Annotated in this window: 16 protein-coding genes; 7 read left to right on the top strand and 9 right to left on the bottom strand. The window is 40.9% G+C overall.

Annotation, left to right across the window (positions count from 1 at the left end; genetic code table 11):
- Window positions 1-84: 84 nt before the first annotated feature.
- Entirely contained in the window at window positions 85-2676 is a 2592-nt protein-coding gene (locus L2703_RS18230) for an acylase (protein ID WP_248972449.1), read from the bottom strand.
- Window positions 2677-3441: 765 nt separating this feature from the next.
- Here L2703_RS18230 and L2703_RS18220 point away from each other — a divergent pair.
- The 3 genes from L2703_RS18220 to L2703_RS18210 are packed head-to-tail and all read left to right on the top strand — an operon-like array spanning window position 3442 to window position 8076.
- Window positions 3442-5505: a TonB-dependent receptor plug domain-containing protein gene (locus L2703_RS18220; RefSeq protein WP_248972448.1), complete on the top strand. Its 2064-nt coding sequence runs from the start codon at window positions 3442-3444 to the stop codon at window positions 5503-5505.
- Window positions 5506-5522: 17 nt separating this feature from the next.
- On the top strand, window positions 5523-6044 hold the full coding sequence (locus L2703_RS18215) for a YfiR family protein (RefSeq protein ID WP_472544898.1): 522 nt from the start codon (window positions 5523-5525) through the stop codon (window positions 6042-6044).
- Window positions 6045-6048: 4 nt separating this feature from the next.
- Complete coding sequence (locus L2703_RS18210) at window positions 6049-8076, top strand: bifunctional diguanylate cyclase/phosphodiesterase (RefSeq protein WP_248972457.1); 2028 nt, start codon at window positions 6049-6051, stop codon at window positions 8074-8076.
- A 47-nt stretch (window positions 8077-8123) separates the two neighbouring features.
- Here L2703_RS18210 and L2703_RS18205 read toward each other — a convergent pair whose 3' ends face one another.
- The 5 genes from L2703_RS18205 to acuR all read right to left on the bottom strand — a co-directional run bounded on the left by L2703_RS18205 (window position 8124) and on the right by acuR (window position 15312).
- Window positions 8124-11012 carry a PAS domain S-box protein gene (locus tag L2703_RS18205; protein WP_248972446.1) on the bottom strand — a complete coding sequence of 963 codons (2889 nt, stop codon included), beginning with the start codon at window positions 11010-11012 and terminating at the stop codon, window positions 8124-8126.
- Window positions 11013-11037: 25 nt separating this feature from the next.
- Window positions 11038-12777: a putative bifunctional diguanylate cyclase/phosphodiesterase gene (locus tag L2703_RS18200; RefSeq protein WP_248972445.1), complete on the bottom strand. Its 1740-nt coding sequence runs from the start codon at window positions 12775-12777 to the stop codon at window positions 11038-11040.
- Window positions 12770-13207, bottom strand: a complete 438-nt coding sequence (locus tag L2703_RS18195; RefSeq protein ID WP_248972444.1) for a response regulator — start codon at window positions 13205-13207, stop codon at window positions 12770-12772. The genes L2703_RS18200 and L2703_RS18195 overlap by 8 nt, the downstream gene beginning before the upstream one ends.
- Window positions 13208-13616: 409 nt before the next feature.
- Window positions 13617-14600, bottom strand: a complete 984-nt coding sequence (acuI, locus tag L2703_RS18190) for an acrylyl-CoA reductase (NADPH) (protein WP_248972443.1) — start codon at window positions 14598-14600, stop codon at window positions 13617-13619.
- Between the two features lie 79 nt (window positions 14601-14679).
- A complete protein-coding gene (gene acuR, locus L2703_RS18185) occupies window positions 14680-15312 on the bottom strand; it encodes an acrylate utilization transcriptional regulator AcuR (RefSeq protein WP_248972442.1) in 633 nt (210 codons plus the stop codon).
- 729 nt (window positions 15313-16041) lie between these two features.
- On the opposite strand from acuR, the gene L2703_RS18180 reads away from it, so the two are divergent.
- From L2703_RS18180 to L2703_RS18165, 4 genes are read left to right on the top strand one after another with little or no spacing between them, the layout of a single operon-like run.
- Complete coding sequence (locus tag L2703_RS18180) at window positions 16042-16218, top strand: hypothetical protein (RefSeq protein ID WP_248972441.1); 177 nt, start codon at window positions 16042-16044, stop codon at window positions 16216-16218.
- Window positions 16219-16221: 3 nt separating this feature from the next.
- Complete coding sequence (putP, locus tag L2703_RS18175) at window positions 16222-17718, top strand: sodium/proline symporter PutP (protein WP_248972440.1); 1497 nt, start codon at window positions 16222-16224, stop codon at window positions 17716-17718.
- A 13-nt stretch (window positions 17719-17731) separates the two neighbouring features.
- Window positions 17732-18838 (top strand): glutamate 5-kinase, encoded by a 1107-nt coding sequence (gene proB, locus L2703_RS18170; RefSeq protein ID WP_248972439.1) that lies wholly within the window; start codon window positions 17732-17734, stop codon window positions 18836-18838.
- Window positions 18835-20082 carry a glutamate-5-semialdehyde dehydrogenase gene (locus tag L2703_RS18165; RefSeq protein ID WP_248972438.1) on the top strand — a complete coding sequence of 416 codons (1248 nt, stop codon included), beginning with the start codon at window positions 18835-18837 and terminating at the stop codon, window positions 20080-20082. Before proB ends, L2703_RS18165 begins: the two co-directional genes overlap by 4 nt.
- Window positions 20083-20146: 64 nt before the next feature.
- Here L2703_RS18165 and L2703_RS18160 read toward each other — a convergent pair whose 3' ends face one another.
- The 3 genes from L2703_RS18160 to L2703_RS18150 all read right to left on the bottom strand — a co-directional run bounded on the left by L2703_RS18160 (window position 20147) and on the right by L2703_RS18150 (window position 23133).
- Window positions 20147-20677, bottom strand: a complete 531-nt coding sequence (locus L2703_RS18160) for an NUDIX hydrolase (RefSeq protein ID WP_248972437.1) — start codon at window positions 20675-20677, stop codon at window positions 20147-20149.
- Between the two features lie 311 nt (window positions 20678-20988).
- Window positions 20989-22203 (bottom strand): dicarboxylate/amino acid:cation symporter, encoded by a 1215-nt coding sequence (locus L2703_RS18155; RefSeq protein WP_248972436.1) that lies wholly within the window; start codon window positions 22201-22203, stop codon window positions 20989-20991.
- Window positions 22204-22590: 387 nt separating this feature from the next.
- A complete protein-coding gene (locus tag L2703_RS18150) occupies window positions 22591-23133 on the bottom strand; it encodes a carboxymuconolactone decarboxylase family protein (protein WP_248972435.1) in 543 nt (180 codons plus the stop codon).
- Between the last annotated feature and the right edge of the window lie 356 nt (window positions 23134-23489).

Here is a 23489-nt window from a genome sequence, read left to right as displayed (position 1 = left end):
GATACATTAATGATTCTTAATCAGAGGCTTAGTCAATTTTTCATAAAAAACGACCCATGATTTCTGGGTCGTTTTTAGTCGGTCTTACCACTCGTTATTGCGTTGAACACTCAGCTCTGTGGTCGATTCAAGCGATGCCTGTATGTCTGCCTCGGTAAATAACAATGGCCTAAGTTGTTTTTGAGTCGAATACCACTCACTTTGATCGTTATTATTTGGGCTTAACACATTACTGGATTGTGAATAGGATAATAGTCCTTTTGCAACCGGACCATCATCGGTAAAGCTCACTGTCATCATCCAGCTTGAACCATAGCGGATATGATAACCTTGGGACGTTAACCCCGATGCAGCAGCTTTGCCAGATAACACATCCATCACAGCAGGATAACTGTGTTGCGGTATTAGTGTATCGTCACCGGACAAGTTGGTAGAAAACACATTAAAGCCACCTTCCGCATTGTGACTGCCAGGCCAAGGTAATTTAACCCCTGATGCCGTACCATCGGGTAATGATTTTTCAACAAATTGCACATCTCCTAAGCGGGCTTCCACACTAAAACCAGCGGCTTCTAAATTTAGTGCCGCATGGGCCAATGCCACTAAAGCACTGCCATCGCTGGCAAGTGTGTTTGGCGTAGTCGCGGCATTGGTGTAGTCAAATGCCTGGGTGAGCATGGTGCTTTGATTAAATTGATGTGCAAATTCACGAATTAATGCCCCGCCAATACTGTCGTTATCTTGCTTGCCATTCCATGCTGTAAGCGCAGAGCAAGCTGCACTGAGATCTTTAGACAAGGTTGGGCTAACAATCACAGGCGTGTCGCCTTGCGCTGCACATTGTGTCAGTAAATCAGCCAATACAAGCTCTGGTAGATAAGCGCGATTAGACAATAGCGCCGCTTCTAACTCTGCTAATGAAAACTTACCGTCATCACCTGCGGCATCGTTCATTAAGGTTAATCCCATTCGGGTTCGTAATGATAACTCGCCCCGCTCTGGTCCATACATGGGTGAATACCCCTCCAATGGCTGTGCTAAATTGGTTGACCAAAATGAGTTATTAGAATTTTGCACAAAATCACTTCGTTCAAGCTTAGGTGCTCGCTCATAGGGCATTGGCTCACTAAAACTAAATGTTGAAGTATTACCCGGCAATATGGTGAAGCCCGCTTGAGCCTTAGCGGCAATAATCGCAGGCGTGGTCTTAATAATATTGACGACAAAGTCTGTAAACCCTGGTACGGTTGAATCGTCAATATAAAACGCATTGCCTTCTTTATCAGCGTACATGGTGTTGTTAAAAATTACCCCATCATAATCCTTAAAGGCTTGCTGAAACTCATCGATATTACTGGCGCGGTTCATGGCTAACCAATGATCAAGTGGGTCCAAGTTAGCCATATTGGCATCTTGGATCATAAAAGCCTGGCCATCATCCCACCCAAAAGGGGCCAACGTCGGCGGCGCTTCAACAATTGGGCCTTTTGCTGTGGTATAAATGTCTTTTTCAGCGACCAGCATTCCCGCCGCACCCGCATTGACTAACACCGAAACAGTTTCTTTAGTGATTGGCATGGCTTCACCGTCGAACATATATTGCAATCTGTCGCCAGCCATCAGCTCAAGGTTGTACATTACAAAGTGCTCAGCCGTTGAAAAGGTGTGTGTCCAGGCCACATCTTTATTAAACCCAATATTAACTAAGCCTGGCATGCCGACTAACGATCCCCCCATCACATCAATTTGCCCAGGAATGGTTAAGTGAGACTGCCAAAAACGTAAATTACCTGTATGTGGAAAATGCGGGTTGCCCAGTACCATGCCTTTGCCATTCTCGGTTTTATCTTTGCCTAAGCCCCAACCATTGGAACCTAAGTCGCGTGGGTTGGTGTCAGGAGTGGTGATATTTGCCGCTCGGGCAATGAGCTTTTGGTTCATGTCGCTAACAAATGCAGTTTGCACCGATGATGCTGCGGGCCCCACAATCCGCGGAAGATACTCTTCGCCATCGCCAGGGTTGGCATAAAAAATTAAGTCTAAAAAGTTTGCCGCACCTGGCAATAAAGCAATAGAAAACAGATAACTGGCGACATCCACCCCAGTGATAGGTTTAACCCAGGGTTGGCCTGCGCAAAATGGTTCAGCGGTTTGCTCGCCAGCTTCAACGTCTGCTAAAAATTGGTTGTAGCCCGCGCTAAACCCTTCCATTAATGCGCGCGAATGATAACTAAACTGGGTGTATTGCGTTTCAGCAAGCGCTCTGATTTTTAACGCTTTGTAGGCAAAATCAGAAATTAGATTGCCGTTATCTTCACGGGTTGGTAAGCCCGTCGAAAAGTCGATTGAGGCATGGGGGCCAAAATACATTGACCGCTCAGAATTAGCTTTAATAAACCCATCGGCCATAACACATAGATTATCTTGCGCTTGAGCGTAACCGCTACCAAAAGCCAGGCTTTCTAAGTTGTCCGCGGTAATATGTGGAACGCCATATTGGGTGCGGCGGATCTGTGCTTTAAGCGCGCCATTTGGAGCAAATGCTTGCAGTAGAGGAGTGACCTCAGGTTCAGGTGTGGGTTGAGTGGTTTTACTAAAGTCGGTGTCATCACCGCAGCCGACCATAAAAACGGTCGATGCCACGCCAATGGCGAGCAGGAATTTATTGAAATCCATTATTATTATCCTTGTTGTTACCCAGTTTTTGGGTGAGGTATTGAATCCTTTACGCCTCAATCCATTTCAATATTCGCGCTAACAACCCCAGCTGTTACCACTAACCATATCAACATGAATACAACAAAGACATGAGTGATATTTAAGCAATCAATCAAACATCTGTCTATATGCCGAAATAATTACATACAATTTACCTAACAGCAGTATGCTTTGGCTTATAATGCCTCAAAAATACATTACATTTGTGTTAACTCAGGGTAAATTATTAACGTCGATATAAGGTATAACGTTAATTATGACATTGAGAAAGCCACCGCTATTACTTCAACGAGTTAGCAGTGATAACGAGCAAGTAAAAAAACAGAAAAAGTGACTAAAATAATCACTATACTCCTAGGGCCTGTTGATCTTTGCTGGTTGAATTTTGTTCGAGTTAAAAACGTTTTAATCGAGGCGAATGGATTGTAGCCTAGTCACCTAAGCAAAATCTGTTCAACAAAGAATAAAACGTTTTTAGCCGAACCCTGTGGGCAGCGTTTGTTGGTCATTTTTACTGCGTTATCGACTTTTTATGTAGAATAACTACACCTCAAAGTCTCTGCCTTGTACAAATGGCCAACAATTCGCTGCAAAAACAACCTTGAAAGGTCAACAGGCCCTAGATACTCGGAGTAAAATAACCTGACCTCGTTAACGTGTGGTAATGGGTACGTAAATATAGCTCTGCAAGAGCCGAATATTCAATGCATTAAGGGCAAGATATTGAAGATTGTAAAAAGATTACTGCTTGGAACGCTAATCGTTTCACCTTACGTCATTGCACAAGAGCCGCTCAGCGATCTGGATTTAGAGCTAGACTCGCTAATGGCCATGGATGTGCAAGTCACTTCGGCAATGAAACGAGCCCAATCGGCATTCGATACCGCCTCTTCTATTTATGTATTAACCAAAGAACAAATTATCCATTCTGGGGCCACTTCAATCCCAGAAGCATTAAAATTGGTTCCAGGCCTTGCCGTAAGGCAACTGGACAATAACCAATGGGCGATAACCTCCCGCGGGGTCGCTTCTCGTTTTTCGGCCAAATTATTAGTCATGATCGATGGGCAAAGCTTTTATACCCCTAAGTTTGCTGCCGTTTACTGGGAAACCTTAAATGTGCCGCTATACGACATTGAACGCATTGAAGTCATACGAGGACAAGGTGGCTTATTGTGGGGCAGCAATGCTAATAATGGTGTCATCAACATTATTACTAAAAACAGTATCGATACACGTGGTGTGTACGCAGATATCAGCAGTGGTAGCCTAATAAACCATGATGCCAATTTACGATATGGCGGTGATATTGCTAATAAAGGTAGCTTTCGAGTTTATGGCCATACTAGAGATGGTGATGAATCGGACAAAGGCATATCACTTGAACCCGCAGACTTTACAGAACAACAATCGGCTGGTGTTCGATTCGATTTCACCCCAAATGATGAATGGTCGGCATTAATACAAGGCAACATTACACAATCAACCCTAGGCCAAAACTTTCGCGGCGTCATCGATGAAACCAACCGTAACATGTCTTTTACCGACAGTTTAGACAGAACCGACTCGCGGATCATGGCACGGGTAGAGAACCGAATATCATCTCAAGCCAACCAAATGCTGCAAACCTCTTGGTTAAAGCAATCTGGTAGCCAAACCTTTTTACAAGAACATTTTGAATCGTTCGATATTGATTACCAAATGAACTTTTTGTACAACGACCTAAAATTAGACTGGGGTCTGAACTATCGCTACAACGATATTTCGTTTGCACAAAGCAGTTTTGTTCACAGTGATGGAGGGTACAACACCCTGCATCAATACGGCGCGCTCGTTCAAGGCCAATACAGCCTCATTGCTGACAAGTTAGATATTATTCTTGGTTCAAAAATTGAGTACAACGACTTAACCGGCTGGGAAAACCAACCATTAGCAAGGCTTGTGTGGAAACCACAAAATAATCAAGTGCTATGGACATCGGTGTCTAAAAGTGTCCGAGTGCCTTCATTAATCGAATTCAATGATAACTACATCATAGATGGGCAACGCGTTGAAGAAGTCTCCCCCATCGTCACAGGCATAGACGCCATAGACAACTATTATGTCAGAACGTATCTCAATGGTAATGACAAGGTAAAATCTGAAGAGTCGGTGTCATACGAATTCGGTTATCGCCAAACACAACACGATTGGGCACTGGACCTCTCGGCACACCACACAATTGCCAAAAATGTCATTGCGATTTCGGTCGACAATAATATAGAGCAATTTTTACCCATATTTGGTCTATTACAAGCAGGCCAATATGACTTAGCCATGCAAAGTCTTACCAACACTTCAGTTAATTTTGATATTGTCTCTAATGCTAAAGTCACCACAAACGGGGGTGACATTATCTTAACTTGGCAGCCCTCAGAGATATTTAACGCTGAGTTAGGCTACAGCTATAACACATTTGACTACAAACTGGCTGACAACACCTTTCCGGCCATTGGCTATGATTCAACCAGCCGTCAGTTGTTTGCCAAAAGTAATTTAGCTCTCTTTGATGACCATCGCCTTTTTGCGTCTATACGAGTTGAAAACAGCAATGCCTATAATGTCGATAATTACACAGCGTTAGACTTAACATGGCAGTGGGCATTCCATCAAAATTGGTCTGTTGCCGTAATGGGTAAAAACTTATTTGCTGGTTCACATATCGAGTACAACAACACCCGAGAAACATACACCTTACCCAACTATATTGATGAAAGTGTGACATTTAAATTAACAGCGAAGTTTTAATTCATTTAATGAACACAATAAAACGAGTCTTATTCAGTTTGCCACTAGCGCTTTTGCTTACATTAAGCCAAAGCGTCAATGCAATTGACACCGAATATGCTCTTAAGGCAGGATTTTTATACAATTTTGCCAGATACAGTACATGGACAGACACTAATACTGCCCTGACTGATTTTGTACTTTGCAGCCCAGACAGTACATTTGTTGCTGTCGCAAGCACAGTGTTAACCAACCGTAAAGTAGGCAACCTGCCGTTACTGACCAAAACAGTATCGATAACCCAAGACGATCTAAAACAGTGCCAAGTATTATTTATTACCTCAGCCACCGTAGACCTCTGGCTAGCCTCCTCTTTAGGCCAATTAAATAACATTATGATAGTAGGAGAAAGCGAAGACTTTATTGCCAATGGAGGACATATCCGTTTTTTCCTATCCAGTGGTAAAGTACGTTTTGCCGTTTCACCAGACAAACTCAATGCGGCTCACATCACCATGAGCTCAAAAGTATTACGCCTTGGCCGGGTAGTGGACCTGTAATTTGATGAAATCATTCCTCAATATCAACACCATCAGTAAAAAATTCTTATTGATATTAATGAGCGTTGCGATTGTATCGACGGTGTCGGTCACCTTGATTTTTAGCGCCTATGAACTCACCTCAGCCAAACGCGAGCAAATTGAAAGCCTAGAAAGCGTATCTAACATGCTGTCACCCAACATCACTGCAGCACTGTTATTTGACGACCAAGATGCCATTCAAGAACTCATTGAGCCCGTGCTGTCGCGATCGGACATTGTCTTAGTCAGTGTGGCCAACCTTGACGGCTCGGTATTAGCAGAATCGACCGCCCCCAATATTGATAAAACAACGTTAACTCAAACCAGCAACATCACTAACGTTATCACGCCATTAATATTAGATAATCAACGCTATGGTGAATTATCTATCATTGCCGACGACAGTTATATCCATGACAGAATTCAGTTTTATAGTAAGTTTTTGCTACTACTTTTGCTGTCTACGTTTGCTGTCAGCTTATTTTTATCGTTAGTTTTACGGCGTATATTTTTAGGCCCAATACTTTACCTGGCTGAAATTGCACAAAAAATTACCACATCAAATGACTATTCATTACGCGCAAAAGAACAGTCAAAAGATGAAATAGGCCAACTAGCAACCTGTTTTAACAGTATGTTAGACACCATCGAGCAGCGTGAAAATCTGCTAGAAAGCCAAGTGAAGTTGCGCACCAAAGAGCTAGAAAATGCCAATATTCAATTACATGAGTTTGCATATCAAGACGGATTGACCGACTTACCTAACAGACGATATTTTTACAAAAAGCTACAGTCGTTAATTGACATCAAAAACATGAAGTTTGCGTTAATTTTTATCGACCTAGACGGATTTAAAGAGGTCAATGATACATTAGGCCATGATTACGGCGATTTGTTACTGCACCAAGTGGCCAAACGACTGCGAGGCTGTGTTCGCTCAAATGATACAGTGGCAAGGCTTGGCGGTGACGAGTTTACCTTAATCATTGAAGGCGTAAACGATGTTGAACGTGCTAGTGAAATCGCTCAAAAAGTTAAAAACAATCTCATGCAATGCATTAGCATTAAAGGCGCGCAAGTGCATGTGACCGGCAGTATCGGCTTAACATTTTTCCCCGCTGACGGCCAAAGTGTTGAAGACTTAGTTAAACATGCCGATCAAGCAATGTATTTGTCTAAAAATAAAGGCCGTAACCGCTATGAATTTTTCTCTTATGCCATAGAAGAACAAGCAATAGAAAAACGCCGTATATTAGAAGAAATTCGCATCGCCATCAAAGAGAAGCAATTTGTTCTCTACTACCAACCTATTTTTGATCTTGATGGCATTAACGTCACAAAAACAGAAGCGTTAATCCGCTGGCAACATCCTCAAAAAGGGCTGCTTGGGCCTAATGAGTTTATTCCACTTGCAGAGCAAAATGGCCTCATTGAAGACATTGGCAACTGGGTAAGAAAACAAGCTATTGATGATGCAGCTCACTGGTATCAATTAACCGGAAAAATTATGCAAGTGAGTGTAAACACGTCGCCCTTGCAAATCGATCAAACAGGAAAATGGGTAGATGAGTGGATTTTAGCCTGCAACCAAGTGGGCTTACCAAGGGATACCATGATTATTGAAGTGACAGAAAACACGTTAATGGATCCTAATTCCCCTATTCAACAACAAATGCAACGCCTTAACCATCATGGTATCGATATCGCCATTGATGACTTTGGTGTTGGCTATTCGTCATTGGCCTATCTACAAAGGCTGGATATCGATATTCTCAAAATTGACCGCTCATTTATCAATCATATTGAAACCAATGAAAACAGCGTTGCACTCGTGAGAGCCATTATTACCATGGCACATCATTTACAAGTCAAAGTGGTTGCAGAAGGCGTTGAAACAAAAGGTCAACATATGCTGCTACAGCAGTTATCGTGTGATTATCTACAAGGGTATTTATTCGCTAAACCTATGACAGCTGAACAATTCACCCATATTTATTTACTTAACAGATAAGCGATTTATTCAATCTATATATAGCGCTGTTTATACTTGATATCGGTCTAATGCCTTCTCCGCTGTTTTACAGGCCAAGTAAATCTAAAGCTCGCCCCCTTTGTAACCCCTGTGTCTAATTTGATATCCCCCTCAACTGTTCGAATAATTTTTTTCACGATAGCGAGCCCCATTCCACTTCCTTCAACCTCATCCCTTGGCTTTAATGTTGTAAACATATCAAAGATTTTGTCTGCAAATTCAGCGGGAATACCAGGCCCATCATCATGAACAATAAACTCATAAAACTCACCTTGCACTGTTACAGTAATTTCAATTTTACCCTTACCAGTATGGTGATGTTTAATCGCATTATTAATCAAATTTCTGAGTACTTGCTCTAGAGGAACACTGGCCGTAGTAATCCGAGAAACAGCTAAATGAGTTTCAATGGTAAATGTGTTGTGGGTATTGCATAGGTCAAAAACATTTTCTATCACACTCACTAAATCTATGTCGCTTATATCATCTTTTTTACCCGCTCTAGAATAAGCTAACAGATCATCTAACAACTGCTCCATACGATTAATTCTTCCACGCATTAAGCTTAAATGTTCAGCGTCTTGCGAAGTTAACTTCCCCTTTAAATCTTCTTCAAGCCAGCTTGCTAATTGATCAATACCACGTAAAGGTGACTTGAGGTCGTGTGAAGCAACATAAGCAAAATTATGTAATTCTGAATTACTTCTTGATAACTCTTCAATAAAATATTTACGCTCTGAAATGTCCTGAATTGTTCCAGCGACTTTAATTGGTTTACCATTTTTGTACTCTATAGTCCCCATTACTCTAACCCAAATCAACTTATCTTCGGCATTAGTAAATTGCACCTCAATATCCCATGGTTTACCCGTCTCGATGGCATCGGACAATGTTTTCTGAATAATAGGTTGAAATTCTACTGTATAAAAGTGTATTGACTCTTCAACACTTAACTTGGTACCTACAGGTAATCCATAAATATGATACGTTTCATCTGAATAGAATAATTCATTTGTTTCTAAGTCTAGCTCCCAACCACCAACACCAGCCATTTTGCTTGTTCGGTCCAGTGTTTCACTTAGCTTTGTCATTGCATGAGCTTTTGCTTCACGCTCTGTTAAATCAATGACCGAATAAAGTAACTTATCACCTTTATGTGTCGCGAGCTTAGATAAGCTAATAGAAAAAGGAAATTCACTTTCATCACTGCGTAGGCCAATCATATCCTGCCGTGCTGTTTTGGTCTTGTCTTCTGACTCAAATATATCTTTTAGCCAGGTAAAATGTTGCTCTTGATAAGATGAACTGACTAATACATTAATATTTTTGCTTAATAGTAGATGACGTTCATAACCAAATAATTTCTCAGTTTCATGATTAACAAGTTCAATATTACCGTCTAAGTCGGTCAATAACACGGCATTTGGTAACACATCAACAACTTGCTCAAATAATACTTCTAAACGTTTTCGCTTAGAAATATCAACAATCCCACAAATAGCGTGTAATTCGCCTTGATAATCCATTACGCTCAAACCAATCTCAAGGGGAACATTATGTCCTAACTTATGAACCCCATAAAGATCGCGACCAACTCCCATCAATTTGGTTTCAGGGCGTGCAAAGTAAGCGTCTATATTTTGCGCATGACTATGTTGAAAATGAATAGGTAATAATATCTGAACAGACTGACCAATCAGCTCTGATGAATGATATCCGAATATATTTTCAACCTGGCCATTTGCCATGGTGATTATACCATTTCGATTGACTAAAATAATTCCATTTGGCACATTATCCAAAATAGAAAGTAATTTAACCTCCATCTCAGTAGCTGTATTTAAAAGTAACTGCTTTGATTTTAACACTAAGTTATTTTTAATCATTCTTAACAATAAAAAAAAGATTAAACCAGCAGTCCAATACCATAGTATGAAAACCGATACCTTATGAATAGCAGATAGATTACTCGCTACAACAACAATACCAACTTGACGTTGTTGATTAATATCTAACTCGATATCTTGCCGTGAAAAAAAGAAAGGAGGATATAAACTGTCAATAGCGTGATACTCAACAGGAAGTAAAGCATCATTATTATCAATGGTAAATTCATCTTGAAGACGGTAAGGTATGCCATGCTCAAAGCCAAAGGTTTTCTCTTTATCAGGGTGAAGCAAATAGTCCCCCTGTTCATTAATGACATACAATTCGACTTTTGGCATACGATGAAGCAACTCTGACTGTAAATCATCAAAAATTGATTCAGCAGACATATTAATAACAATTTGGCCTAGCGCTTCTTGGTTATTAATATCATAAACTAAAGTACTCGCCCTTATTACAGGAAGATAAGGTAAGCTAATATTACCGTTTTCTTGATTTAATGAAATATCAGAAATAAAAGTTTGTGTTTTTTTCAGCTTCCTCGTTTCAATAACATAGTCTCTGTCGCCTTTATATTGAAGTGATGTAGAAGGCACAACGATAACATCATCGCCCAACTTATTGATACGAATCACTTCTAAGCCTGTCTTATTATCGATATATCTAATCTGAACAATACCTGGAATACTGGTAGCATATTGTTTAAAAATCTCAGATATAGTGGCCGAGTATTCAAGTTCAAGTTGCTTTTTCTCATTAGTATATGTTGATAATAATGACAAAGAAGCTAACTGTTTAACACTCGGTAAATTTGCCAAAAAATGCACTTCTCTTTTAAGTTCATCGAGATGTTGTTGTAGTTTACCTAACTTTATTTCAGAAACGGAAGTGATATCGTCTTTAATTATTTTAACCTGTTTCATATAAACGAGGTGACAAATAAATAACATTAAAAAAAAAGCAAGTAGTAAAAATAAAGGATACGGGTAAAGCGAAGGTTTAAATCGTAATAGTATTTTTTTCATCATGACACTCTCACAGAAAAAATAGCGCCTATGTCTCAAAATATTTAGTCTCAAATTCAAGTGCACAAATTGGTTTAGAATAGTAATATCCCTGAACTAAATCACACCCTTGAGACAAACAAAAATCCAGTTGCTCATCAGTTTCTACACCTTCAGCAATAACAGATAACCCTAAGTACTTTGCAAATTTAATCATTGCTTCTAATACCCGGTCTTGAGCACGTTTTTGCTTATAAGCAAAAATAAAACTTTTATCAATTTTAAGCGAATGTATAGGAAATAAATGCAAGTGCTCAATGGAAGAGTAACCTGTGCCAAAATCATCCAAAGCCAACTTAATTTTCATTTCATCTAATTGGTGTAAACGTGTCGCTATCGTTTCCGGACTATGTATTATTGAGCTTTCAGTGATTTCTAATTCCAAGCAGTGTGATGACAAACCACTCTCACTCACTATGCGAGAAACAGACTCTATCAAATTCATATCTTGTAATTGCAAAGACGATAAATTCACTGATATTGACATATCGTTATCAGCTAGACCGTATTTAACCTGCCAACTTTTAAGTTGAATACAGGCCGTTTTTAGTACCCATTCACCGATACTGCCAATCAGATTTAGCTCTTCTGCAATCGATAAAAATTCACTGGGTCCCAAAATACCTCGACTAGGGTGGTCCCATCTCACTAATGCTTCCATCCCTTTAACCTTGTTATTACTAGGACAGATCTGGGGTTGGTAATAAACAAGAAACTGATCGTTTTGCAGAGCAAATTTAATCTCTTTCTCTAATAAGTTTTTTTGTTGAGTTTCATGATGCAACTCATCGCAGTAAATAAAAAAGTTATTTCGGCCATTACGTTTAGCTTTATACATAGCAATATCAGCACATTTCATCAGTGCTTCAGGTGATGTAGCAAACTCACCATACAGAGTAATACCGACACTCGCAGTAATAGAAAAAATGGTACTTCCAATATCAATAGGTTTACTTAATACCTGAATAATCTTATTCGCAATAACAGAAATTTCGCTTCTGGCAGTAATATCATGAACCAAAATCACGAACTCATCTCCGCCCAAGCGAGCTAAGCAATCCGACTCCCCAATAGCACTAGCTAATCTTGCAGCAACTTGTTGTAAAAGTTTGTCACCGGTTGTATGACCTAAAGTATCATTTACTTTTTTAAAATCATCTAAATCGATAAAAAACAAGGCAAAACTCTTACGACTAAATAGCACTTCATCGCAAGCTGCTTTTAGCGTTTTTTCAAATGTGTACCGATTAATTAATTGTGTTAAACAATCTCGCTTTGCCAGCCACTCAATAGCGGCATTCTTTTCATTAACTAAACATTCAAGAAAATGACGATGCTCAGCCTGACGAATCGTTCGAATAAGCCTGTCTGAACTCACTTCCGTTTTTAACAGAAAATCATGCGCCCCCACATTTAATGCATTAAGCGATAGCAGCTCATCTTCTTGCTGGCTAACCATAATAATTGCGGTGTCAGTTTTTTTTCGACTAACGATTAATTTTATCAGCGCCAATCCATCTATATCAGGTAAACGATAATCAATCAGTAATACGTCAACGGCATTTTCATCAAACTTTTTAATCCCCTCTTCACCTGTAACAGCCTCAAGAATAGTAATCGGACGGTGGCATGACATCAAAGCACGCTTAATCGATTTTCTATCGATTAAGTCATCATCAACAATCAATAACGTTATGGGCGCATCCAAATTGGCAGCAACATTAATCATATGAAGGCAGCTCCACAACTCGCCAATAATGGTCTAGCATATCGACTATATTCAAAAATGATTCACCAACTTGCTTTTTCACCATATAGCCAGCCACGTTTTTTTCATAAGCTGAAACTTTATCCTGATCGGCGCTAGAAGTTGTCAGCATAAAAACAATCAATTTTGATAATTCTGGATCCGCACGAATAGTGGTTAAAAAATCTATCCCCCCCATACGAGGCATGTTGATATCAAGTAATACAATAAAAGGATGAGGTATGAGTTTATTACGAAGCATTTCTAATGCCTCCATACCGTCTTTAGCACGAATGGTAGGGTTAGCGATTTTTAACTTTTTCAACGCTCGTTCAATTCCGATAACATCTACGTCATCGTCATCGACAATAAATACTGTTACAGGTTTATTACGCAACTGATTAGCACACATAAAATCATCATCCCTAAATGATTAATAAAGCACAGTTAATTCTTTGATGACACTTAAAACACGAAGATGAGCATATAAATATACTCACCTCTTGCTCAGTGGTTAACTGAATTTATACAAAGTCCATATTTAAAAATCAATTACTGCAATCTTGTCAATTTAGCATAACCTAAACTTGAAGCATTTGCGCTAAAATCAACTAAAAAACTTTATGTATTTAAAATCTTTTGCCTAATAAGTAGATACACTGAATACGTAAGACAAATCAACATAATGAATGATCACTTTGCCTCTCGTATCCTGCTAACTGTACCTATTTACACAACCCCAAAAGCAACGTTAGACATTGTATTGTGCAATCATAAATAATTGCGACTGATCGCTATACCATATGACTAACCAACCTTTATTATCGATTAACATCAACAACCACGCGGCCTCTGACCTTGCCTTCCATTAACTGATTGGCCACATCAACCGCCTCAGTTAAACTGACTTCGTTAACAATGTCAGCAAAAAGGCTTGGGTCTATTATATCTGCCAAACGTTGCCAAGCTTCAACACGATCGGCCAGTGGGCGCATTACACTGTCAATACCCGCTAAGGTCACACCACGCAGAATAAAGGGAGCGACACTGGCAGGTAACTCCATTCCTTGAGCCAAACCACACGCGGCCACGGTACCGCCATAACGTAAACTGGCACACACATTAGCTAAGGTGTGGCTACCGACAGAATCTACCGCGCCAGCCCAACGCTCTTTCGCCAGTGGACGACCCGGTTCTGATAGCGTTGCTCTATCGATAATCTCGCTGGCACCGAGTTTTTTCAAATAGTCACTCTCATCGACGCGCCCCGTTGATGCCACAACGCTGTAACCTAGTTTAGCTAAAATAGCGATGGCAAAACTGCCAACCCCACCATTAGCCCCGGTCACTAAAATGTCGCCCTTATCTGGCGTGACGCCATTTTTTTCAAGGGCGATAACACATAGCATTGCGGTATAACCTGCCGTACCAATCGCCATTGCCTGGCGCGGAGTAAACGCGCTTGGCAGGGCAATTAACCAATCACTTTTTAAACGTGCTTTAGTGGCGAGCCCACCACAATGCACCTCGCCCACACCAAATCCATTTAATAATACAGTATCGCCAACACTAAATTTATCGCTGTCGCTGTTCTCAACAATACCCACTAGGTCGATACCTGGCACCATTGGAAAACTACGAACCACAGGTGCTTTCCCCGTAATCGCAAGTGCATCTTTATAGTTTAACGTACTGTAAAGTACTTTTACGGTAACATCCCCTTCTGGTAAAACCGCTTCATTCACCTTTTTTACTGTTGTGCGGTAACCTTGGTCATCTTTTTCAATTAGCATGGCGTTAAACATAATTCACTCCTAATTTAGACTGATCGTCTATTAATGGTTAAAATTTTTTATTTACGTCAAAAAACTCCAATACAACAGGTTATTTGGGTAATGCTGCCATAAAGTGATCACAAAAATGATCAAGTGGTGCGCCATTTTCAACTAATCTTGCTCGACTCACTGCGCCTTCCCACCCCACCCAAAAATGCTCAGCCAACAAAGCACAATTAGCATCAGCTGCAATTTGTCCCTGTGATTTAGCCTGTTCAAGGCAGTTTGCCAAACAGCTTTGCCAACTGGCAAAAATAGCAATAAGTTGAGGCCTAAAGCTTTCTGGCAGCATGCCTATTTCTTGACCTAAATTGCCAACCAAACACCCACGCTTAAATTGATAGCGCGTCATACCCATTTTAGCGTCGGCTACAAAATGATAAATTCGACTGAGTGGCTCATTTGACTCATCGCACAGATGATGGGTTAATTTATTCAAAAAGTAGTCAGCATAATGCTGTAAAACCACCTGACCAAAGGCCTCTTTACTGGCAAAGTAGTGGTAAAAGGACCCCTTAGGTACCCCCACTTTTTTTAAAATAGGCTCAATACCTGAAGATGCAAACCCATGTTCAGTTAATTGCTCAAGGCCACTGCGGATCAAAGCTGCACGGGTATCTGGATTATCTCGAGATACTTTAGGAGGCCGACCTCTACGAGGTTTTGTCGTGTGTAAATTCATCCAAACATATTAGACCGACCGTCTAATTAAATGCAATCTATTTTACCTAAAATGTGTTTGGCTCGATATGTTTGTACCATTACGCATTGCCACAACTCCATTGCCATTCTTAAATTGAAACGCTCATTCACCCCAACAAAAGTAATTCGAACTGTAACAAAAATGATATAAAAATATTGTCAATGCTCACCAAGTCCACCCCCGTAATAATAAGCCAGTTGCCCTAGGAATCATTAAACAAACACACAAACTTGAATAGGCGTAAACCGCTTTAAATACTCAGACCTGTGACGTTTTCAAGGTTTTTTACCGAAACAAGGTTAGCCATAACACAGACAAAACCATAAGGCTAAGGTATTACAACAAACCATAACATACAGATAAACAAGAAAAAAATAATCAACCAACCTCATTCATTACAAAAAAACAATTAACCACCCATAAATAAAATTCGCCCGCTATACATACAGAGCAAAAATGAGATAAACCTGAGTTAATGCGCAACACTTTTTCATAAAACTACGATGCTAGCGCCAAAACATCCCTACGCAATTAAGTGGCTTTAGTGCTTTTAACAAATTACTCACCAGGGATTAGATTGGAAACACATACCCATAGTGTGATAACATAGTTAGACCACTAAGCAATTTAGTGGTTTTTTTATTTATTTTTTATCACCTGTTCAACTATCAGTAAGATTTGAACAATTGACACGCTCAGGAGGGCACAATGTCAGCAGACATTCAGACGGAAGAAAATCTCATCACACAAGTTTGGCATAAGTCTATTTCAAAGCTGCAAGACACCACACAATTATTGTGCTTATTTGCTATTTTAAGTACCTATCTCTTTGTCATGTTGAAACCTAATGGGATTCAAAATAACAAAGCGTTAGGGGGCCAGTAGTTCATGCATTACTTAACCTACGTTTCGTTAGCTATCTATTTTCTGGTGATGCTTGGCATTGGTTTATTTGCCTATAAGCAGTCTACCAGTGATGTATCTGGATATATTCTTGGCGGCCGCAAGGTTAGTCCGCAGGTCACAGCGTTATCAGCGGGCGCATCTGACATGAGTGGTTGGATGCTAATGGGTCTTCCCGGAGCAATGTTTTTGGTGGGGTTTGAAACCATTTATATTGCATTGGGCTTATTAATTGGTGCCTTGATAAATTACCTTGTCGTGGCACCCAAACTGAGGGTATATACCGAGGTCGCTAACAACGCGCTCACCATCCCTGAGTTTTTTGCTAAGCGTTTTCACGCACCCAACAGCAATGTACGCATTATTGCCGCTGTCATTATTGTGATTTTTTTCACCCTATATACCTCAGCGGGTTTAGTGGCTGGCGGTAAATTATTTGTATCTGCATTTGATTTAAATTACGAACTAGGATTAGCAGTAACCTTAGGTGTGGTGGTGTCATATACCCTATTGGGTGGTTTTCTGGCGGTAAGCCTGACAGACTTTGTTCAGGGCTGCATTATGTTTGTTGCCTTAGTATTGGTGCCTGTTGTGGCCTATCAAGAGTTTAGCAATGCCGACAAAATGATGAACTTTGCCTATGAGTCGATTCCACACTTTTCTGAAGGTATGCAAAATGTCACCCTATTAGGCTTAATTTCTAGCTTATCTTGGGGATTAGGTTACTTTGGCCAACCACATATTATTGTTCGCTTTATGGCTATTCGCTCAGTCTCCGACATTAAAATAGCACGTCGAATAGGCATGAGCTGGATGACAGTCACCATTGTTGGTGCACTGGCAACAGGCCTGGTTGGTATTGCTTATGCAAACAAATTTGACATGAAGTTAAGCGATCCAGAAACCATTTTTATTGTGTTTTCTGAATTGTTATTCCACCCGATGATCAGTGGCTTTTTATTAGCAGCGATTTTAGCAGCAATTATGAGCACCATTTCATCACAGTTACTGGTGTCTTCAAGCTCACTGACCGAAGATATTTATCGAGTGATGTCAAAGAAAGAAGCAACAGAGCAAGAAATGGTCAAAATGGGTCGCTTAGGTGTTGCTGGTGTTGCGATTGTTGCCAGCTTACTGGCACTTGATCGCTCAAACAGCATTCTATCTTTAGTCAGCAATGCTTGGGCAGGATTTGGAGCCGCTTTTGGTCCATTAATCTTATTTAGTCTATACAAGCACAACCTAACCCATAAAGCAGCCATGGCAGGCATTGTTTCTGGTGCGGCTACTGTCTTATTTTGGATATACGCCCCCGTGCTTGCCGATGGCCAAGCGCTATCAAGCGTAATGTACGAAATGATCCCTGGCTTTATAGTCAGCAGCGTGGTGATTTGGGTGACCAGTGCTATCGATACCGATCCTTGCAAAAAAACAGTTGATACCTTCCATGAAGCCGGCCGCGTATTAGCTGAGCAGAAATAACCGAGAGAATATAATGTCAACTTCACATTGGAAACGCATTGTCGTTAAAGTCGGCAGTGCACTTATTGCGCCTTATCAACAAGGCTGTAGCAGTCACTACCTATTGGGTATTGCACAATTTATTGCCAATTGCCGCGCCCAAGGTTGCCAAGTCGTACTCGTTTCATCGGGGTCTGTTGCTGCAGGAAAACATCGTTTTTCTGATGTAGCAGAGCCAAGCGTATCGCTTAAAAAAGCCATGGCTGCTGCAGGTCAAGCAGACATGATGGCCACTTGGGATAAACTATTTGATTTCCCATCAGCACAGCTACTCGTTACCCATGGCGATCTGCGAGATCGTGAACGTTATGTCAGTATTAAAGAAACCATTTTTACTTTACTAGACCATGGCTTACTGCCAATTATTAACGAAAATGATGCTGTTACAACCGATAAATTACGTGTTGGCGACAACGACAACCTATCGGCCATGGTAGCTGCGGCCTCTGATGCTGATGCGCTTATTATCTGCTCTGATGTAAAAGGGTTATATACCAAAAACCCTAATCTGCACGATGACGCCAAGCTGATAAAACAGGTTAGCGATATTAGCGAAGACATTTACGCAATGGCTGGCGGCGCAACAAGCAGTGTTGGCACCGGTGGAATGCGCACCAAAATACAAGCCGCTGAAAAAGCCATCTCCCATGGAATCGAAACCATGATTGTCGATGGCTTTGATGCCGATACATTTAACCAGCTTTTGAAAGGTCAAAACCCAGGTACGTTATTCACACCGTACGATGAACCAATGCAAGAACACCTACATTGGATGACACATACCTCACAGGTACAGGGTGAATTAATTGTTGAAAACGATTTTGATGCCGACCTTGAAGAACAAGATACGCAACTAACCAGCGACGATGTAGTGGCCGTTAAAGGCAACTTTTCCGTCGGTGATACTGTACTGGTGCGCAAAGGCGATGGCACTAAATTGGCAAAAGCCAAATCAAACTACAGTAGTTGCTTACTTCACTTTATTTCTGACCAAGAAGACCGCGAGTTTGCCAATAATGCGCAACAAAAAACCGGCCCCTTGATTTCAGACAAAAACATCGCCATTTTGGAGCAAATATGAGCTTGATCAAAACTTTATCTCAAAATGCAGCCACAGCGGCGCAAGCACTTGCAGTATTAGATGAGCAGGTAAAAAATACCATTTTACTCGACATGGCGCGTGCTCTACGCGCGCACAGTGATGAAATCCTTAAAGCTAATCTGCAGGATTTAGCCAATGCGCAAAGCGCCAACATGGGCTCAGCGATGTTAGACCGTTTAACGTTAAACAATGATCGCATTGAATCAATGGCATCAGGCATTGAAACCGTCGCATCGCTACCAGATCCTGTTGGCATTCAACGCGATTTAGGTAACAGACCAAACGGGTTAAGCATTCGCAAAATGCGCGTGCCATTAGGTGTGGTGTGTATGATTTATGAAGCACGGCCCAATGTCACCGCCGATGCTGGAGCACTGTGTTTTAAATCTGGTAACGCGGTTATTTTACGAGGCGGCAAAGAAGCATTGCACTCAAGCAAAATGATTGCATCTATTCTACAAAAAGTACTCGAAGTATATCAGCTGCCGCCTGCATTAATCACTGTGGTACCAGATCCTGATCGAGCATTGATGCTAGAACTTATGCAACAACGAGAATATATCGACGTGATTATTCCTCGTGGTGGTGAAGGATTAATTAACTTTGTGACAGACAACAGTAAGGTTCCGGTTATTCAGCACTTTAAAGGTGTGTGTCATCTATACATAGACAAAGATGCCGACTTGGATATTGGGTTGTCATTACTGTTAAATGGTAAAACCCAACGTACAGGAGTCTGTAATGCACTTGAAGGCTTGATTGTGCATAAAGATATTGCCGCTACATTTTTGCCTAAAGTGGCTCAAGCATTGGCAGAACATAAGGTAACCATTAATGCTTGCCAACAGGCAAAGACATATTTTGACGCCTGTAATGTGTTAAATGATGATGACTTTGGTCAAGAATACCTAGACCTGGAAATCGCCGTTAAGCAAGTGGATGATTTTGACGGCGCAATTAATCATATCCGTCGTTTTGGTAGCCATCACACTGAAGTGATTTGTACTCAAAATGAAGTCACAGCCACTCGCTTTCAACGCACCGTAGATGCATCAGTGGTCATGGTTAACGCATCATCGCGATTCTCAGATGGCAGCGAGCTTGGCCTTGGCGCTGAAATTGGTATTGCCACCAGCAAGCTGCATGCTTATGGGCCAATGGGGCTTGAGTCACTCACTACAGAAAAGTACCTGGTGAGTGGTGTAGGACAAATACGCGCATAATCTTATTTAACATCAATCTGTTAATACAAACTGATAAATTCAAGCTGATAAAAGGGTGATAGCCCTATAACAATTCTTGTTTAATTAGCTTTAATAAAAAGGTCTCTCGTTCTATCGAGAGGCCTTTTTTGTTGCAGTTTGCCATGGTATCGAGGTTATGTTGAATCGCAGCGTCAATATCCATCCACACTGGCACCATGCCATTATTGATTTCATGCGCTTCAAACTGGGTTTCACCCAGATCTTTAGCAATGCTGCACACATAGCAGTAAGACAGCATGTTAACGGACTCAAACCCATCTCTGTGCCACGGACGATACTCTTGATACAATCCAAACGGAATAACATCACCTACCACCTTAGCACCGGTTTCTTCTTGTAACTCGCGAATTAAGCCCTGCTCTATATGCTCACCATCATCAACACCGCCACCAGGCAATGAATAGTCATGATAACGCCTTGTATACAACATCAATATCTCATTACCACGCAGCACAATCGCTCGCGCCGCTAAACGCGTTAGCATGGTCGCTTGATTATTTTCGATAAACTCTTGAGGCGTATCAGGATGATAACTAGTGGTTAAATGGCGCATAGTATTTGAATTGAGACTTGGGGGGTTAAATCAAAAAACGCATCATACGTTGCTAGGCTCTGCGATTCAACAATCAGGCTTGTTGAGCCCGTGATTACTTATCTTAAGTCTTAGTCGTCACAAGCCCGATGACAAAACCAATTGAAAGCAAGCGAATCCGGGGCGATCAAAAAAGCCCTATTGGTAAAACCGACTACCACACTATGGGTGCATGCTTTGATGTGCTGGCGTTAATCGAAGCAAAATAAGACTTCCTCCCCAAGCATAGTCGCCATAGTGATACACATACTGTGGCGGCTATTTTTCAACGATTATGTACCTTCGCTCACCTGATAATGCTTACCATTAATCCGCTCAATAATCTGTGTTGCGGTTAAGTCATGCACCACGTTAATCACGGTAGATGCGGCATCGGTAATCGCACCAATTACCACTAAAATTGGGATCACTTCCATGGGTAAACCTAAGGTGGTGACAATAAATATCTCACCTAAAAATGCCCCACCCGGTACGCCACCAATCACAAAGGCAGACAACACCGAAATCAAAATGGTCAGCATAAATACGTCGGTGGTAAACTCAAGCCCCAATAACGAATAAATAAATACAATCTTTAGTGCGGTAATCGCTGCTGCGCCACCTTTATTTAAATTAACCAGTAACGGCAAACTGATTTCTGCAATTTGTTCATTCAATCCCATTTTAGTTGCACTTCGAATAGTCACAGGTAAGGTAGCTAAAGATGAACTGGTGCCCAAAGCGGTCACGGCAGGCTCAAGCATGTGTTGCCAAAATTGCTTAACCCCTTTTACCCCGCCACCAATCCACGCATACAGGGTTGACCCCACAGTTAAATACAGTGCCATGGCAACAAAAAATAATCCCACAGCCCGAGCAAAAGTGCCCATAAGTTCAGTGTCTTGACTAGCCATGGTGGCTGCAAAATATGCTCCTAGGCCAATAGGGGCAACGTACATTAATATTGAAATGACTTTCATAATAACCGTATTCACACTATCCAAAATACGGCTAACCACCAGGCCATCTTCACCAGATTGGCCAATGGCAACACCGCCAATCACCGACATGATGATTAACGCCAAAATATTAGACTTAGACAATAACCCAACAAAATCATTGGTGGTTAATAAGCTCACAAAATCCATACTGCCTGATGCCGCATCAACCGTATTTGCCAAATCGAGGGTGACACCTTGCGCCGGGTCATATACCAGCGCTAATAACACCACCCCAACAGATGGCACAATTGCCATGACAATTGATATCGCCATAATCGACACCAATATAGCACCTAACTTTTTTAAGTCGGTCATGTGAGCAATCGACGACATCACACTCACCGCCACTAATGGCACGATGATCATAAACAACAAGTTGAGAAAGATTTGTCCAATCGGTTTGAGTTTAATTGCCCACTCAGGAAACAAACCACCAAATAAGCCGCCAATAAATAGTGCACTTAACAAAATGATCGACGAGCGGTATGCACGTAGGCTTCTAAACATATAATGTCCTAATATCAGATAAACAGGCCGCCACAGAGTGTAAACAAAGGCATTGCCGCAACAAGATTACGACAAAATATGGCACACAACCCTTGAGATACCAATCGAAATAAATTCATTCACCAACGCTGTTGTTTTTACTCTGTCCAAACATAATTTAAAACGAGCCAAATGTTGAGTGATACCAATCCGTTAATTAGGTGGAAAAAGTAACCGCGACAATATTGAATAGCACATCAATCATCCTCTATGAAATAAAGGAAGGGGAGTAAAGTAAAGGCGAGTAAATTGATATTAAACCCGTCATTTGTTTTGCTAACAAGTCAATAAATCAGCATGAACAAACAAACGACGGGGTTAACAATAGCGTATCTTTGATTAAGATTTTTACCAAGCAAATGGCTTAAACACATCATCAACAGGTGTTTTTGCAACATGATTGGTGTAGTTGCTGATGACTTTTTGCGCCAAACCTAAAATAATTTCTAACACTGGTTGTTGGCCGTAACCTGCCGCATAAAAGGCTTCAAGCTCAGCGGTCGAAATATTACCGCGATTACGCACTATGCTCAGTGTCGTATCATGTAAAGCCTGTAACTTTGGTGTAGGCATCGCAGTTCTATTGCGTAAAGCTTCGGTGATTAAAGGATCCACTTTCATTGAATGAGCAATCCCAGTATGAGCTGGCACACAGTAACCACATTCGTGCTCCACATTGATGGTTTGCCATACTACGGTGAGTTCTTCTGGGTTAAATGAAGTATCAACAAATGCCTGATGCAACTGTTGATAGGCTTGCAACGTACTAGGTGATTGAGCCAATACTCCAAATAAATTAGGCACCATACCCATTTGTTTTTTAGCACCTTCTAACATGGCTTTGCTGCCTTCTGGCGCGGTATCAACAGTGTGAATTGTAAAGTCTGTCATAATATCTCTCTTAAAAATGAATAAAAAGTAGGGTGTATTTTGTCATTGAGAACACTATAAACAAAAATGAACGATCGTTCAAATTAATTTTTGAACAATCACTCAAAAATATAAGCGATGACGCTTAACCAGTGCCATTAGCCAATAAAAAAGCCACTAACCCTAGGGCCTGTTGATCTTTGCTGGTTAAATTTTGTTCGAGTTAAAAACGTGTTAATCGAGGCGAATGGATTGTAGCCTAGTCTCCTAAGCAACTCTTTATTTGTAAAGCATCGTTCAACAAAGAGTAAAACGTTTTTAGCCGAACCCTGTGGGCAGCGTTTGTTGGTCATTTTTACTGCGTTATCGACTTTTTA

The sequence above is a fragment of the Shewanella basaltis genome (genome assembly GCF_023283885.1).
Lineage (GTDB): Bacteria > Pseudomonadota > Gammaproteobacteria > Enterobacterales > Shewanellaceae > Shewanella > Shewanella basaltis.
Note: the sequence above shows the minus strand (reverse complement) of the source record. Positions and strands in the feature narration are given on the sequence as shown.

Excerpts from the sequence above, each read along its gene's own strand:
- L2703_RS18230 (WP_248972449.1), bottom strand. The coding sequence starts at position 2,676 with ATGGATTTCAATAAATTCCTGCTCGCCATTGGCGTGGCATCGACCGTT.
- L2703_RS18210 (WP_248972457.1), top strand. The coding sequence starts at position 6,049 with ATGAAATCATTCCTCAATATCAACACCATCAGTAAAAAATTCTTATTG.
- L2703_RS18205 (WP_248972446.1), bottom strand. The coding sequence starts at position 11,012 with ATGATGAAAAAAATACTATTACGATTTAAACCTTCGCTTTACCCGTAT.
- L2703_RS18200 (WP_248972445.1), bottom strand. The coding sequence starts at position 12,777 with ATGATTAATGTTGCTGCCAATTTGGATGCGCCCATAACGTTATTGATT.
- L2703_RS18195 (WP_248972444.1), bottom strand. The coding sequence starts at position 13,207 with ATGTGTGCTAATCAGTTGCGTAATAAACCTGTAACAGTATTTATTGTC.
- acuI (WP_248972443.1), bottom strand. The coding sequence starts at position 14,600 with ATGTTTAACGCCATGCTAATTGAAAAAGATGACCAAGGTTACCGCACA.
- acuR (WP_248972442.1), bottom strand. The coding sequence starts at position 15,312 with ATGAATTTACACACGACAAAACCTCGTAGAGGTCGGCCTCCTAAAGTA.
- L2703_RS18180 (WP_248972441.1), top strand. The coding sequence starts at position 16,042 with ATGTCAGCAGACATTCAGACGGAAGAAAATCTCATCACACAAGTTTGG.
- putP (WP_248972440.1), top strand. The coding sequence starts at position 16,222 with ATGCATTACTTAACCTACGTTTCGTTAGCTATCTATTTTCTGGTGATG.
- proB (WP_248972439.1), top strand. The coding sequence starts at position 17,732 with ATGTCAACTTCACATTGGAAACGCATTGTCGTTAAAGTCGGCAGTGCA.
- L2703_RS18165 (WP_248972438.1), top strand. The coding sequence starts at position 18,835 with ATGAGCTTGATCAAAACTTTATCTCAAAATGCAGCCACAGCGGCGCAA.
- L2703_RS18160 (WP_248972437.1), bottom strand. The coding sequence starts at position 20,677 with ATGCGCCATTTAACCACTAGTTATCATCCTGATACGCCTCAAGAGTTT.
- L2703_RS18155 (WP_248972436.1), bottom strand. The coding sequence starts at position 22,203 with ATGTTTAGAAGCCTACGTGCATACCGCTCGTCGATCATTTTGTTAAGT.
- L2703_RS18150 (WP_248972435.1), bottom strand. The coding sequence starts at position 23,133 with ATGACAGACTTTACAATTCACACTGTTGATACCGCGCCAGAAGGCAGC.